At 69.5% G+C, this 14,236-nt stretch carries 15 protein-coding genes and 1 pseudogene; 5 read left to right on the forward strand and 11 right to left on the reverse strand.

Translation table 11 applies throughout. The annotated features are described in order from the left end of the window. Positions 1-340: 340 nt before the first annotated feature. A pseudogene (locus MRBLAR12_RS20580) lies at positions 341-542 on the reverse strand (MFS transporter); the annotation flags it as partial. Positions 543-777: 235 nt separating this feature from the next. Here MRBLAR12_RS20580 and MRBLAR12_RS20585 point away from each other — a divergent pair. Both MRBLAR12_RS20585 and MRBLAR12_RS20590 read left to right on the forward strand, forming a co-directional pair. Continuing rightward, positions 778-1,905, forward strand: a complete 1,128-nt coding sequence (locus tag MRBLAR12_RS20585; protein ID WP_364748056.1) for an LLM class flavin-dependent oxidoreductase — start codon at positions 778-780, stop codon at positions 1,903-1,905. Further along, positions 1,905-2,366, forward strand: coding sequence for a MarR family winged helix-turn-helix transcriptional regulator (locus tag MRBLAR12_RS20590; protein ID WP_229995744.1), 462 nt, complete (start codon positions 1,905-1,907; stop codon positions 2,364-2,366). The genes MRBLAR12_RS20585 and MRBLAR12_RS20590 overlap by 1 nt, the downstream gene beginning before the upstream one ends. 54 nt (positions 2,367-2,420) lie before the next feature. On the opposite strand, the gene MRBLAR12_RS20595 is transcribed toward MRBLAR12_RS20590, so the two are convergent. From MRBLAR12_RS20595 to MRBLAR12_RS20610, 4 genes are all read right to left on the reverse strand, one after another. Continuing rightward, the gene (locus MRBLAR12_RS20595; RefSeq protein ID WP_229995745.1) at positions 2,421-3,224 is read right to left on the reverse strand and encodes a transglutaminase-like domain-containing protein; all 804 of its coding nucleotides are present in this window, start codon (positions 3,222-3,224) and stop codon (positions 2,421-2,423) included. Between the two features lie 87 nt (positions 3,225-3,311). Beyond that, on the reverse strand, positions 3,312-4,145 hold the full coding sequence (locus MRBLAR12_RS20600; RefSeq protein WP_364748059.1) for a hypothetical protein: 834 nt from the start codon (positions 4,143-4,145) through the stop codon (positions 3,312-3,314). 30 nt (positions 4,146-4,175) lie between these two features. Further along, positions 4,176-4,844, reverse strand: coding sequence for a M20/M25/M40 family metallo-hydrolase (locus MRBLAR12_RS20605; RefSeq protein WP_364748060.1), 669 nt, complete (start codon positions 4,842-4,844; stop codon positions 4,176-4,178). Beyond that, positions 4,766-5,620: a M20/M25/M40 family metallo-hydrolase gene (locus MRBLAR12_RS20610; protein ID WP_364748063.1), complete on the reverse strand. Its 855-nt coding sequence runs from the start codon at positions 5,618-5,620 to the stop codon at positions 4,766-4,768. Before MRBLAR12_RS20610 ends, MRBLAR12_RS20605 begins: the two co-directional genes overlap by 79 nt. Positions 5,621-5,732: 112 nt before the next feature. On the opposite strand from MRBLAR12_RS20610, the gene MRBLAR12_RS20615 reads away from it, so the two are divergent. After that, positions 5,733-6,407: a DUF1684 domain-containing protein gene (locus MRBLAR12_RS20615; protein ID WP_229993867.1), complete on the forward strand. Its 675-nt coding sequence runs from the start codon at positions 5,733-5,735 to the stop codon at positions 6,405-6,407. Between the two features lie 4 nt (positions 6,408-6,411). Beyond that, positions 6,412-6,894, forward strand: coding sequence for a GtrA family protein (locus MRBLAR12_RS20620; protein WP_229993866.1), 483 nt, complete (start codon positions 6,412-6,414; stop codon positions 6,892-6,894). Here MRBLAR12_RS20620 and MRBLAR12_RS20625 read toward each other — a convergent pair. The 5 genes from MRBLAR12_RS20625 to MRBLAR12_RS20645 form a co-directional block, all read right to left on the reverse strand. After that, the gene (locus tag MRBLAR12_RS20625; RefSeq protein WP_364748067.1) at positions 6,848-8,035 is read right to left on the reverse strand and encodes a cysteine desulfurase family protein; all 1,188 of its coding nucleotides are present in this window, start codon (positions 8,033-8,035) and stop codon (positions 6,848-6,850) included. The two genes, MRBLAR12_RS20620 and MRBLAR12_RS20625, sit on opposite strands and share 47 nt — an antisense overlap. 8 nt (positions 8,036-8,043) lie before the next feature. Further along, positions 8,044-8,898, reverse strand: a complete 855-nt coding sequence (nadC, locus tag MRBLAR12_RS20630; protein WP_229993873.1) for a carboxylating nicotinate-nucleotide diphosphorylase — start codon at positions 8,896-8,898, stop codon at positions 8,044-8,046. A 116-nt stretch (positions 8,899-9,014) separates the two neighbouring features. Beyond that, positions 9,015-10,787, reverse strand: coding sequence for an L-aspartate oxidase (locus tag MRBLAR12_RS20635; protein WP_364748070.1), 1,773 nt, complete (start codon positions 10,785-10,787; stop codon positions 9,015-9,017). After that, positions 10,784-12,091 (reverse strand): quinolinate synthase NadA, encoded by a 1,308-nt coding sequence (gene nadA / locus MRBLAR12_RS20640; RefSeq protein ID WP_364748072.1) that lies wholly within the window; start codon positions 12,089-12,091, stop codon positions 10,784-10,786. Before nadA ends, MRBLAR12_RS20635 begins: the two co-directional genes overlap by 4 nt. Next, on the reverse strand, positions 12,088-12,804 hold the full coding sequence (locus MRBLAR12_RS20645; protein WP_229993872.1) for an NUDIX hydrolase: 717 nt from the start codon (positions 12,802-12,804) through the stop codon (positions 12,088-12,090). Before MRBLAR12_RS20645 ends, nadA begins: the two co-directional genes overlap by 4 nt. A 217-nt stretch (positions 12,805-13,021) precedes the next feature. Here MRBLAR12_RS20645 and MRBLAR12_RS20650 point away from each other — a divergent pair, with 217 nt between their 5' ends. After that, positions 13,022-13,666: a maleylpyruvate isomerase N-terminal domain-containing protein gene (locus tag MRBLAR12_RS20650; protein WP_229993862.1), complete on the forward strand. Its 645-nt coding sequence runs from the start codon at positions 13,022-13,024 to the stop codon at positions 13,664-13,666. Between the two features lie 13 nt (positions 13,667-13,679). Here the strand turns inward: MRBLAR12_RS20650 and MRBLAR12_RS20655 are convergent, their stop codons facing one another. After that, positions 13,680-14,168, reverse strand: coding sequence for an Lrp/AsnC family transcriptional regulator (locus MRBLAR12_RS20655; RefSeq protein WP_229993861.1), 489 nt, complete (start codon positions 14,166-14,168; stop codon positions 13,680-13,682). Positions 14,169-14,236 lie beyond the last annotated feature (68 nt).

Consider the following 14,236-nt stretch of genomic DNA (forward strand, 5'->3'; position numbering starts at 1 on the left):
GCCGGTGCGTCCCGTGGGCCGCGTTGGCTGCAGCACGGGCCGCGTGGGCACCGTGGGCTGCGTGGGTTCCGTGCGTTCCCTTCGAGAGCTTCAGGCGCCCACCAGTTGCCGCGGCGGCGTCCCTGTGGCGGGGCCCGCTGGACACCAGGGCCGCGAGGGCTGCGGGTGCGGCGGGGACCATCACTTCGCGCGACGGGTTGCCGGAAAATGTTGCGTTCTCCGGGACGTCTTCACCCTTCATCAGAAAGGCGTCGGCCCCGAGTGACGAACCTTCGCGCATCGTCGCCCCGTAGTTGACCCAGGCGTCCACGCCCATGGAGCAGCGGTTGCCGATCACGATGTGGTGCCCGTACATGTCCCCCAGCTTGGCCAGCACCGGCACGGCGAGGGCGCTGACCATGAGCTGAGCGGCCTCGAACCAGTTGACGTCGGCGTCGTGGATCCCCAAGTGCCGGGCTATCGGTGAGGATGGGCGTGTAATAGCCCTGCAGGATTCCGCTGGTGAGCTCCACCAGACACAGAAAAGCTACGACACGTCGCATGGGGGCCTTCCGGGCGGGCCGGGCACCTCGCGGCCAGCCGATTGATTGCATCCTAGGCCCGCGCTCCTGCCACAGGCGGCAACGCGGCCGGGAAGACGAGCCGGGAAACCCGGCCGGGACGGTGCGGGAATATTCCCCCGTGGCGGGCGTTATACCCGTCGATAGATGCAAATGCATGTAAATCGGTTATAGTTGAAGCAGATCCCGGATCACCCCGGCCACGGAAAGGCACACCATGCAGATCGGCGTATTCAGCGTCAGCGACATCACCACCGACCCCACCACGGGCCGCACCCCGACCGAGCACGAGCGCATCAAGGCCTCCGTGGCGATCGCCAAGAAGGTCGAAGAGATCGGCATGGACGTCTACGCCCTCGGCGAGCACCATAACCGGCCTTTCTTCTCCTCCTCCCCCACCACCACGCTCGCGTACATCGCGGCCCAGACCGAGCGCATCATCCTGTCCACGGCCACCACACTGATCACCACCAATGACCCGGTGAAGATCGCCGAGGACTTCGCGATGCTCCAGCACCTCGCGGACGGACGCGTGGACCTGGTCCTGGGCCGGGGCAACACCGCCCCTGTCTACCCCTGGTTCGGCAAGAACATCCAGGACGGGATCGAACTCGCGATCGAGAACTACTCCCTTCTGCGCCGCCTCTGGGATGAGGACACCGTCAACTGGTCCGGCAAGCACCGCACCCCGCTGCAGAACTTCACCTCCACCCCGCGTCCGCTCGACGGCGTCGCCCCCTTCGTGTGGCACGGCTCGATCCGCACGCCGCAGATCGCCGAAGTGGCGGCGTACTACGGTGACGGTTTCTTCGCCAACAACATCTTCTGGCCCAAGGAGCACTACCAGCAGCTGATCGGCCTCTACCGCGAACGCTACGAGCACTACGGCCACGGCGAGGCGGACCAGGCCATTGTGGGCCTCGGCGGCCAGTTCTTCATGCGGAAGAACTCCCAGGACGCCGTCAAGGAGTTCCGCCCCTACTTCGACAACGCACCGGTCTACGGCCACGGCCCCTCGCTGGAGGACTTCACGTCCCAGACCCCGCTGACGGTCGGCAGCCCGCAGGAAGTGATCGAAAAGACCCTCACGTTCCGGGAGTACTTCGGCGACTACCAGCGCCAGCTTTTCCTGATCGACCACGCCGGCCTGCCGCTGAAGACCGTCCTGGAGCAGCTGGATCTGTTCGGCGAAGAAGTCCTGCCGGTGCTGCGCAAGGAGTATGCCGCGCTCAAGCCCGCGCATGTCCCGGAACCGCCGACGCACGCCGGCCGGGTGGCCGCCGCGCTGGCAGCGGGACCCACCGACGCCGCCGCCGCCGCAGAGACCACCAGCAAGGGCTCATGATGGCGGCCAGGACCACAGAATCGCCGGTACGCCTGGCCGCGGAAACGTGGGAATCCCTGTTCCGGGCCCAGGTGGCGGTGATGCGCAAGCTGCAGGCGGCGCCGGCGTTCAAAGCCCTGGCGCTCAATGAGTACGACGTCCTGTTCACGCTCTCGCGCTGCCCCTCCGGGTGGCTGCGCCTGAACGAGCTCAACGACAACGTCCTGCTGAGCCAGTCCAGCCTGAGCCGGCTGGTGGAGCGGCTCGAAAAGCGGGGGCTGGTCGAACGGACTCCGGCCCCCGAGGACGGCCGCGGGATCCTCATCCGGCTCACCGATGCCGGACGGGACCTGCAGAAGCAGATCGGCCGGGAACACGTGCGCGACATCGCCGCGCTCGTGGGCCCGGCCCTCTCCGCCGCCGAACAGCAGGAACTGCTGCGGCTGACCGAAAAGCTCCGCGCCTCGGTCGCCGTGCGCTAAGACCGTCTGAAACCCTGCGCAAAGACCCGGCGCCGGCCCGCTGGCCGGCGCTGCCTACTGGATGGTGACGAGCTTCGCCGGGTCTTCCAGCGGCAGCTCATCGACGACGGCGGTGACGCTGAGTTCCTTCAGCGACAAGCTGCCGCCCACGGTGGACAGGAATGCGGTGTCCGAGGAATCGCGCCCGGCCGTGATCCGCAGCATGCTCTCCCGCGGCGCCAGCCCCGTCGGGTCGATGACGTGCCAGGCGCCGTTGATGTGCGCTTCGGCGACGGCGTGAAAGTCCATCGGGGTCAGGCCCGGGGCATAGACAGCCGCCAGCCGGGCCGGGACGTTCTTGGAGCGCAGCAGGGCAATGGCGAGGTGGGCAAAGTCCCGGCAGACGCCGCGGCGGTGCAGCAGGGTTTCGACGGCGCCGTCGGTCCCCCGCGAGGATCCGCTGACGTAGCGCAGTTCGCTGAAGACCCAGTTGCGGATGGCGTGGAGCAGCTCTTCGCCCTGAAGCCCGCCGAATTCGGCATAGGCAGTCGGCAGCAGCCGGTCCGACTCCGCGTAGCGGCTGGGCCGGACATAGCGGATCAGTTCCATGAGCCCAGGTTCCTCGGGCCGGGCGAAGCCGGTGACGGTGGCCGAATACTCAACCAGCACTTCGGTGGGTTCGGCGAATTCCATGTAGTGGAAACGCCCGCCGTGATGGTCCGAGAGTTCGGTCACCGGCACGTCCTCGCCTCCCGCGGTTACCATGAGCGACTCTTCGACCGACCCGTACCCGCCGTTCCGGGCCACGGCCACGGCGAGAGCCACCTTGGTCTCGGCAACGGTCTTGAAGGCCAGGCGGGCGGCTACGGCGCGTTCCATGTATCTCCGTATCTCCGGGATGTGGGATGTGAGGTGGGTGCAGGGGAAGTCGCCGCCAACGGCCCGGGGATGTGCGGGTGGGCGGGACTAGTTTTTGATCTTCAGAGACATTAGCATCCGCTGGACGTTGGCGAATTCGGACCCCTCATTGACGTACTTGGCCGCCTGGTCGAGAGTGTCGAACGCCTTTGCGGGGGCGACCTTCTGGTCAGGCGCCAGCGTTTTCAGCACCGTCAGGTCCCCAAACGAATAGTCCCCCTTGCCGGCCACGCCACGGACCACATTCTGCAACGCGCAGCTCTTGCCGCCGGTGCCGCCCACCACGTTGGTGATGCCGTAGGAGCCGAAGTACTTGTAGCCCTGGATAACCCGGAAGACCACGTGCGGGTCAATGGTTCCCTCGCCGCCGGCGTGCGGGAGGTCAACGGGCACGCTGCTGACCACGACGTAGTCCCGTGCGGCGCCGTCAGCGCAGGCCGGCGCAGGCTGCGGCGGCAGACCGGTCTGCAAGGTGGCCAGGTAGCCGCCTTCAGCGTCCTTCACGGTGATCTTCAGTGCCCCCGGCAGCGCACCCGAGTCTGGAGCAACGGATTGGACGATCCAGTCCTGCGGCACCTCAAAGCTGACGGTCTTTGCCGGGTCGGTAAAGACTTTCCAGGCCCCCGCGCTCGAGCCGGGGGTGGCGGCAGCGCCGGCCGAGGATGGCGGGCCCGACGGTGCGGGACCAGTGGTGGCAGACTGCCTCTCACTGTCAGTGGTACCGTCCGCCGCGCTGCTGCCTGCAGTCCAGACCGGCGTCCCCTTGCCGTCGCTGCTGCAGCCCGTCAGGGCTGCCGCCACCGCGAGCGCCGCGCCGGTGCGCAGCAGAGCGCTCCGGACTCCGGCGGTGCCTGATCCTCCGAAAGGGGCCGTCCCAGTCATGGTGCCAGCGTAGCCGGGGCGCCGCATGACTCAGAGTTCCCGCATCAGTGTTTCGTAGAAGCGGACGCCCCGGTCCAGCGTCTCCAGGGAAATTTTCTCGTCAACGGCGTGGATGGAACCGCGGGCCCGGACATCCATGAAGAACGGCGCGAAGCGGTACACGGTGCCGCAGATCCCGGTGAAGCGGCGCGAGTCCGTGCCGCCCATCATGATGTAGGGGGTGATGATCGCCTCGGGGAAGACCTGCCCGATGCAGTCCGCCAGCAGTTCCCACTGCGCGGAGTTCGGGGAGACCGGGGACGGGCCGTTGCCCTCCACGACGCGCAGTTCGACTTTCGGGTCGCGGATGATTTTCCGCAGTCGTGCCACGGTGCCCTCGACGGTCTCCCCCACCGCCACCCTGATGTTGGCGTTGGCCTTGGCCGTGGCGGCGAGGACGTTCGCCCCGGAGCTGCCTTCGAGGGTGGTGATGGCGACGGTGGTTCGGGTCATCGCGTTGGTCTCGTTGCCGAGCCGGCCAAAGAGCCAGGTGATCGGCGCCCGGAGCAGGGCGACGTTAGCGAACACGGTTCGCAGCGGCGGCGGCGTGTGCGGGCAGAAGCGGCGCAGCATCTCCGCGGTCACCTCCGGCAGCGACTGCGGGAACGGGCTGCGCTCGATCCGGGTGATGGCGCGGGCCAGCCGGGCCGTCGCGCCCATCCGCGGCGGCGTGGAGGCGTGTCCCCCTGGTCCCGGGTCAGCAGCTCCACGTCCAGGATTCCCTTTTCGGCCACGCCGACGACGGCGGCCGGGCGGCTCACCCCCGGGAAGGCACCGCCGGCGACGGCACCGCCCTCGTCCAGCACGAGCCAGGGCAACACACCGCGGCCGGCCAGCAGGTCTGCGGCGGCCGCCGCGCTGTTGCCGGCCGTCTCCTCGTTGTTGCCGAACGAGAAGTAGAGGTCATGCGCGGGGGCATGCCCCGCCCGGAGCAAGCTCTCGGCCGCCTCCAGGATGGCAACGAGCTGGCCCTTGTCATCGAGTGTCCCGCGGCCCCACAGGAAGGTGCCGTCGTTGTGGCCGGAGAACGGCGCCTGCGTCCACTGTCCTGGGTCGCCCGCCGGGACGACGTCGTAGTGCGCCATCAGCACCGAGGCGCGCTGCGCGGCCGCTGGGTCCTCCGCCAAGGCGCTGCCGGGCCAGCGGTACAGGAGGGCGTGGCCGTTGACGCGCTCCAGTTCCAGGGCGGCATGGACGGCCGGGTACAGCCGTGGCAGTGCCGCGATGAAGGCCTCGAACTGGTCTGTCTCCACCCCGGCCACGGCCCGGGAGGATACGGTCCGGTACGTCACGAGCTCCGCCAGCGACGCTGCCGCGCGCCCGGCGCTGCCCGGTGTTTCGCCGGCGCTGCCCGGTGTGTACCCCGCGCTGCCCGGCGTGGCCCCGGGGCTCTTGAGGGTATTGCCGGCGGCCGCGTTCTGCAGGGGGTTGCGCATGGGCGAAAGTCTACGGCTGGATGGTCCGCCGGAACGGGTTATTCGGCGCGGGGGTCCGGCCCGGAATCCGGGGCCCAAATTTCGGCCCCGGGAAAGCGGATACGCTGGGGGCATGGCCGAACATGACATTGACCGAACGCACTTTGGGGACCAGGGCGACGTGGCAGGCATGTCAGCGCTCGATATCGCGGACTGGCGGCTGCGGACCTTTGCCCTCTATGCCACCACGCGGAAGATTGCCGCGGACAGCCCGGCGGAGGCCCATTCGTACTGGCGCCAGGAGCGGGACCGCATGTTCGGCACGCACCCGGCCTCGGCGCTGACGGCAGAAGCCAAGGCCAGCTTCGGCGGCCTGAAGACGGCGGACTACGATCCGATCTACCGTTTCCATGTCCCGCTGACCCTCGAGGGCGCCGGCCGGGAGATGAATGTGGAGACCGGGACTGACGGCCTGGTCCGGTTTGTGCGGCTGGGCACCTTCGACCTTCCCGAGATGGGACAGCTCGCAGTCTGGAAGCTCAGGGGCTACGGCGGCGGCATCTTCGTGCCGTTCCGTGACGCCACCGCCGGCCAGCCCGGCGGCAGCTACGGCGCGGGACGCTACCTCCTGGACACCATCAAGGGGGCTTTCCACGGCGTGCGGGGCTCCGGGCCCCAGGCCGAATTCGTCCTGGACTTCAATTTCGCCTACAACCCCTCCTGCGCCTACAACGAAGCCTGGGCATGTCCGCTTGCGGGCCCGGCGAACCGGCTGGCCGTGGACATCCCCGTGGGCGAACTGTACTGAGCGGATGGAGACCCAGCTCGAACAGCAGGCTCCTGCCGCCGCCGTCCGCGGCCAGACCGCCCGCCGCCACCGCGGAATCCTCCGCTACCCGGTGGTCCGGCAGCTCATCCGGTTCACCGGCGTCGGGGTTGTCTGTACCCTGACTTCCTTGGCCCTGTACGCCCTGTCCCGGCCCTGGCTCGGGGCCCAGCCGGCCAACGCGGCGGCCCTGATCCTGACATCGTTCATGAACACCGCCCTCAACCGGCGCCTGACGTTCAAGATCACCGAGCGCCGCCGGATGAAGCGGGACCACCTCAACGGCCTGATCGTGATCCTCGTCGCGCTGCTGATCACCGGCGGCAGCCTGGCCGTCCTGCACTGGATCAACCCGGATGCCACCGTGGCCGAGGAACTGTGGACCACCACACTGTCCGGCTTCGCCGCGACCGCGGTGCGGTTCACGATGCTGCGGCACTGGATCTTCCGCCGCGCCCGCCACCGCTAGCTTCCCCAAGGGAGCGGACGCTGCCGACGGCCGTGCGGACCGCGGCCGCCGCCTCCTGCAACTGAACTGCCGTGACGGTCGAGTCGAAGCTGAAGCGCACCGCCGACTGGGCGACCTCGGGCTCGATGCCCATGGCAAGCAGCACCGGCGACGGCGCATCCGAGCCTGCCGCGCACGCGGACCCGCTGGAGCAGATGACGCCCTGGCGCTCAAGTTCCAGCAGCACGGACTCGCCGCTGGTGCCCGGGAAGCAGAAAGATGCCACCGAGGGCAGCCGCTCGGTGGGGTGCCCGGTGAGCAGCGCACCGGGAACACCGGCCAGCACGGCGCCTATAAACCCGTCGCGGAGGGCAGAGACGCGCCCGGCCGGTTCCCGGGGCAGCGTCAGGGCTGTCGCCAGCGCCACGGCCCCGGCGACGTTTTCCGTTCCCGAACGGCGGCCGCGCTCCTGCCCGCCGCCGTGGACCAGCGGTTCAAGACGGACCCGTCCGCGGACAAACAACGCGCCGCTGCCTTTGGGCGCTCCCAGCTTGTGGCCGGAAATGCTCAGCGCGTCAACGCCCAGTGCGCCGGTGTCCATCGGCAGCCAGCCGGCGGCCTGGACGGCGTCGGTGTGGAACGGGACGCCGTGGGCGCGGGCCAGCGCCGCGAGCCGGGCGATGGGCTGGACCGTGCCTACCTCGTTGTTCGCGTACATGATGCTGACCAGGGCCGTCCCGGGCTGCAGCACCGCGGCAAGGGCCTCTTCCGTCACCTGCCCGAAGCGGTCCACAGGGATCACGTCGACCGCGAAGCCGTGCACCCGTTCGAGGTATCTGGCGGATTCTTCCACCGCGGGATGTTCGACGGCGCTGATCGCCACCCGGTCCAGGCGCGGATCGGCGGCGCGCCGGGCCAGGGCGATGCCCTTGACGGCGAGGTTGTCAGCTTCGGTGCCGCCGGAGGTAAAGACGACTTCCCCGGGGCGGCAGCCCAGGGCCTTGGCGGTTGCGGTGCGTGCCCCGGCGAGCGCCGTGGCGGCCGCCTCACCCAGGGAGTGATGGCTTGACGGGTTGCCGAACTCGCCCGTGAGGTATGGCCACATGGCCTCCAGCACCTCGCGGCGGACCGGTGTGGTGGCTGCGGCGTCGAGGAAGATCACGGTGCGCCTCAGCCGGCCGTCTGTTCCGGGGCAGGAACGGGCTCGACATCCAGCTCAATGTCCAGGCCGAGGTCCAGGGCCGTGACGCTGTGCGTCAGGGCCCCGATCGAGATGACGTCCACCCCCGTGGCCGCGATGTCCGCCACGGTGGCGAGATTGACGTTGCCGCTGGCTTCGACACGGGCCCGGCCGCCCACCAGTTCGACGCCGGCCGCCAGCTCGGCCAGGGAGAAGTTGTCCAGCATGATGGTGTCCACCCCGGCCGCAAGTACGGGCTCGATCTGCTCGATGGTGTCCACTTCCACTTCGAAGTGTGTTGTATGGCCAAGCTGCGCCTTGGCGCCCCGCAGCACCGCGGTCAGCTTCGCCGGATCACCGCCGGTGAGGACCGCCAGATGGTTGTCCTTGGCCAGGACGGCGTCAGACAGGCTGAAGCGGTGGTTGGCGCCGCCGCCGCAGCGCACGGCGTAGCGTTCCAGCACCCGCAGCCCCGGCGTCGTCTTGCGGGTATCTGTGATCCGCGCCGCGGTGCCGTCCACGAGCGCCACGAACTCGGCCGTCCTGGTGGCGATGGCGCTCATCCGCTGGACCAGGTTCAGGCCGACGCGTTCGGCCAGCAGCACGGCGCGGGCGTTCCCGGTCACCCGGGCCAGTGCGGTTCCGGCGGCGAAGGCCTCGCCGTCGTTGACCAGCAGTTCGACGACGGCGCCCGGGTCGGTCAGCTTCATCGCCGCGGTGAAGACCTCCCCGCCGCTCAGCACGCCGGGAACGCGGGCATTGAGCACCGCAGTCGCCCGCGCCTGCGCGGGGATGAGCACCTGCGAGGTGATGTCCCCGTACGGGGCGTCCTCGTCCAGCGCCATGCGGAGGACGGCCAGGACGGCGGCCTCGGGCAGGCTCCCGGCGAGCGCCGCGGCACGGGAGGGCACGGCTTCCGGGGCTGCGGTTTCCGGTGAAGCGGTTGCGTGGGCAGTGGTGGTCACGAGGAAATCCTTTGCATGGAATGGGTGAGGGCTGAGGTGGCGTCCGTGTCGGCCCGGTAATGGGCACCGACGGATTGTGTGCGCTGCCGGGCCGCCGCCACGAGGAGTTCCGCAGCCAGCAGCAGGTTCCGGTCCTCATGGGCATCCTGGCCGAGACAGGCGCTGTGTCCGGCGCTGGGCCCGGCGTGGACTCCGCATTCAAGGCCGGCGGTTTCAGGGCCGGCGGCCCACTGCGCCAGCTGGAGCGCGGCGGCGTCGAGGCCGGCGCCCGTGCGGGTGACTCCCGCAGCCGCGGTCATGAGTCTCCCCAGGGCCGCGCGGGTGAACGGAACCTCCGCCGCGCCGGTGCCGCCTGTCTCTGGGGTAGCAGTCTCTGGGGTAGCAGCCTCTGGGGTAACGGCCGCCGCGGGCTGGACATGGCCGCCCGGCTTGAGGTCCCCGCGTGCCGGCGAGAGCCAGGCCGCCTCCGGCACGGGCGCACGCAGGAAGTCCTCCACCGCACGGCGGCCGAACACGAGGCCCTCAAGCAGCGAGTTGCTCGCCAGCCGGTTTGCCCCCTGCGCGCCCGTGCGCGCGACCTCGCCGGCGGCATACAGGCCCGGAACCGACGTGCGGCCCCGCAGGTCGGTGCACACGCCGCCCATCCAATAGTGGGCGGCCGGGGACACGGGTACCGTCTCCGCGGTCCAGTCGTAGCCGGCGGCGAGGGTGGCCGCCGTGATGGTCGGGAACCGCCGGGCCAGGAAGCCCGCACCCTTCTCTTCCTCGATGCCACGGGCGTCCAGGTAGACCGGGCTGTCCGGCGCGGCCCCGGTGGCCGACAGGTGCAGGGCGATGCTGCGGGAGACGACGTCGCGGGGGGCCAGCTCGGCATCGGGGTGGTAGTCCGGCATGAAGCGGTATCCCGCGGAATCCAGCAGCACCGCCCCCTCGCCGCGGACCGCTTCGGAGATGAGCAGGGCCGGCGGGCCGCCAGGGACCTCCTGGGCGGCAAGGGTGGTGGGGTGGAACTGAAAGAACTCGAGGTCCCGCACCGCGGCGCCGGCACGCCAGGCCAGGGCCAGCCCGTCGGCGGTCGCGACGGAGGGATTGCTGGTGCGGGCAAACAGCCGCCCGGCACCGCCGGTGGCGAGCAGGACGGCGTCGGCAGCGAGCTGCTGGGGCCGTCCGCCGGCCAGGTAGGCCACGCCGGTGACCCGGGCCGGCGTCGGGGGCGTGCCGCCGGGCTGTGACAGAGCATCCGGTTCCGTCAGGAGTTCGGTGACGAACGCGCTGGTCTCCACCCGGAGCCGGCCGTGGACAGCACGATCCAGGACTGCGCGTTCCAGGACGGCGGCGACGAGCCCGCGGGCGATGCAGGCGCCCGTCGCGTCCCCGCCGGCGTGCAGGATGCGCGGCGCCGAGTGCGCCGCTTCCAGGCCCAGGGCCGGTCCGCCGTCGGGACCCGCGTCGAAATGCACGCCATAGCGGCCCAGGCCGGCGATGTCCCGGACGGCCTCGGTGCATAGGACACGGACTGCCTCGGCGTCGTTGAGCCCGGCACCGGCGGCGAGCGTGTCCGCGATGTGTGCTGCCACGGAGTCCCCGGGGGCGGCATCCTCCGGGGCCAGCACGGCGGAGATGCCGCCCTGGGCGTAGAAGGTGTTGCTCTGCTCCAGCGTCCCCTTGCTCAGGAGGACCACCTCGATGTCACGGCCGCTTCCGGTAGCGAGCAGCGCGGCGTAGAGCCCCGCAACCCCGCTGCCGACAATCACCAGCCGCCTGGTCACGGCCGCGCCGCCAGCATGCGTTCCAGCGCCACCTTTGCCGGGGCGGCAACGTTCTCTTCCACGGTGATGCGGTTCAGCACCTCACCGCGGACGAGCGCTTCCAGGACCCAGGCAAGGTAGCCGGGGTGGATGCGGTACATCGTGGAGCAGGGGCAGATCACCGGGTCCAGGCAGAAGATGGTGTGCTGCGGGTATTCCGCCGCGAGGCGGTTCACCATGTTGATCTCGGTGCCGATCGCAAACGTAGTGGGTTCGGTGGCCGCGGCGATGGCTTTCTTGATGAAGTCGGTGGAGCCCGCGGAATCGGCGGCGTCCACCACCTCCATGGGGCATTCCGGGTGCACGATCACCTGCACGCCGGGGAACTCTGCGCGGGCCTTTTCGATCTGGCCAACGTTGAAGCGCTTGTGCACCGAGCAGAAGCCGTGCCAGAGGATCACCCGGGAATCGAGCAGGGTCTGTTCGTCATTGCCGCCGAGGTCCTTGCGCGGGTTCCACATCGGCATCTGCTCCAGCGGCACCCCCATGGCCTTGGCGGTGTTGCGGCCCAGGTGCTGGTCCGGGAAGAACAGTACGCGCTGGCCGCGCTCGAACGCCCACTCCAGCACCGTCGCGGCGTTCGAGGACGTGCAGACGATCCCGCCGCGCTCGCCGCAGAAGCCCTTAAGGGCTGCGGAGGAGTTCATGTAGGTGACCGGGATGACCGGGACCCGGCCGTCGGCGTCGGGCTCCGTGCCGAAGACTTCCTCAAGCTGTTCCCAGCACTCGGTGACCGAGTCGATGTCCGCCATGTCGGCCATGGAGCAGCCCGCGGCGAGGTTGGGCAGGATCACGGCCTGGTCCGGCCGGGACAGGATGTCCGCCGTCTCGGCCATGAAATGCACGCCGCAGAAGATGATCGCTTCCGCGTCCGGCCGGGTCAGGGCCGCATTGGCGAGCTGGAAGGAATCGCCCACGAAGTCGGCATACTCGATCACTTCGTCGCGCTGGTAGAAGTGCCCCAGCACGACGGCGCGGTCCCCCAGTGCCGCTTTGGCGGCGCGGATCCGGGCGTCGAGTTCGGCGTCGCTGGCAAGCTTGTACTCCTCCGGGAGCTGGCCCTGCCGGGGCGTCGAGGCGGGGGCGGCGTCGGCGGAGGAGGCGCCCGGCCCGTAGGCGGGGACACCGGCGAGGGCTTCGGCGAGGTCGTAGTCCCAGGGCCCGCGGGCCAGCGCGGGGCTGCAGGTGGAGGCGGCCGCGCGCCCCGTCATGGTCGTGGCCTGCTCGCGCGTGATCAGCTGGATTGCCGTGTTGACGCTGCTCATGGTGTGCTCCTGTTGTCTGGGTCAAGGCCTGGGCGGCCGGTAAAGCGGTAGAGGCGTGGCGGGCGGTGCTTGCCGCCCTGCAGATAGTGATCGGTTTCTTCGATTTCCGGCGTGGCCTTGACCTGCCGGCGGAAGTTGGCGGGATCGAGTTCGCGGTCCAGGACGGCCTCGTAGACTTCCCGGACCTGGGCGAGGGTGAAGTACTCGCCCAGCAGGTGGTAGGCGATGGATCCGTAGGCCATCTTGTTGCGCAGCCGCCACAGGGCGTAGTCGATGATCGCGTTGTGGTCGAAGGCCAGCTCGCCGAGCCCGTCGGCACGGAACCAGCGCACGTTCTCCGATTCGTCGGCGAGCGCGGCCTCCGTCGGCTGGACGAGCGCCCAGTACACAATCGAGACGACGCGCTGGGTGGGCGAGCGGTGCAGCCCGCCAAAGGCGTAGAGCTGTTCGAGGTAGTTCGGGGCCAGCCCCGTGGTCTCGCGCAGGTTCCGCGAGGCGGCGTCCTGGAGTGACTCGGAATGCGTGAGCGGGCCGCCCGGCAAGGCCCAGAGGCCTTTGAACGGCTCGCGGATCCGGCGCACCAGCGGAATCCACAGCGTGGGCCGTCCGGACCGCTCGCTGGGGCGCAGCGCAAAGATCACAGTGGAGATGGCCAACGACGGCGGAGCGGTCTGGCGCTCCGAGACGTTGGCTGCTGTGGTGTAAACGGTGATCCACCCGCCCTCTTGGGTCCCGGGCGGGTCCGCGATGGACTGCCCGGACAGATCCGGTCCGACCGCCGGATTAGTTATAGTCAATTTGACTAGAACTAATGATACGGCGACGCTGGCCGGGCGCAAAATGTTTCAGGTCACATGCCCGGCCCTGGGGCGGCCCGGGCGTTCGGCCCGGGCTTGCCTGCGGGTGCCGGCACCGGTATTAATCGGGGCTATGGACTCAGAAGATATGGACCCGGAGGGTATGGACGCAGCAGCAGTCAGGGCCTGTTACGCGGGAGCGGCCCAGGCGTTCCTGGAGGTCGCCGGACGGGTACCGCATCAGGGGTGGTCGCGGCCGGCACTGGGTGAATGGGATGTCCGGGCACTGACCGGCCACACGAGCCGCGCACTGACAACCGTGGAGACCTACCTCGCCACCCCGGCCGCCGGGGAGCGGGTGGCGGGTCCGGTGGAATACTTCCTGGCCGTTCGGGGCGTCGCCTCGCCGGATGCGATCGCGCAGCGAGGCAAGGAAACCGGGGACGCCCTGGGCGAGGATCCAGCCGCAGCGGTGCGGGAGCTGGTCCAACGGGTCACCGCCCTCGTCAGGAACACGCCGGACGATGCCCTTCTGGCCACCCCCGCCGGGGTAATGACGCTCGTCGACTACCTTCCGACCCGGACCTTCGAGCTGGCCGTGCACACCCTGGACCTGGCGCGCGCCCTGGGGCTCCCGGCGCCCGCTTCCCTGGCCCCGGCGGTCGCGGCCTCGCTGGAGCTCGCCGGAGCCATCGGCTCCCGGCTGCCGTCCGCCGGTGAGCTGCTGCTCTTGCTCACCGGCCGGACCGGCCTGCCCGGAAACCTGAGCGTCCTCTAGCCCACGGCCCGGTTCACCCGCCTGGCTTCTCACTGCTTGCGGCCGCGGCTTCGAGCAGCGGCAGGGTGCGCCCCTGGAAGTGCGTGTTGAGGACGATCACGGAGGAGGACCGCAGGATCGTCCGGGTGGCAATCATGGCATCGAGGACGCGCTGGAGGTCAGAGTTGGACCGTGCCGCGATGCGGGCCATGAGGTCCGAGCTCCCGGACACGGTGTGGATCTCAATCAGTTCGGGGATCCTCGCCATGGCCTCCACGACGGCGTCGTGCCCGAGATCCTGGTTGATCGTGAGGGAACAGAACGCCACCACCGGGAAGCCGAAATGTGCCGGGTCCGGCTGCGGCACCCACGAGCCGATCACCCCGCCGGCCTGCATCCGGTCCAGCCGCGACTGCACCGTCGCCCGGGCCACCTTCAGCACCCGGGAGGCTTCCAGGACCGAGGCCCTGGGAGAATCCGTGAAAAATCGGACAATCTTTGCATCCAGCGGATCAACGTCCATGGATTTTTCCTTTCCACGCGGCCCGGGTGGGACAAACCGCCGCCAATACCCTGATTCAGTTAGCAAAC

The organism is Arthrobacter sp. LAR12-1-1.1, from assembly GCF_040676555.1.
Classification (GTDB): Bacteria; Actinomycetota; Actinomycetes; order Actinomycetales; family Micrococcaceae; genus Arthrobacter.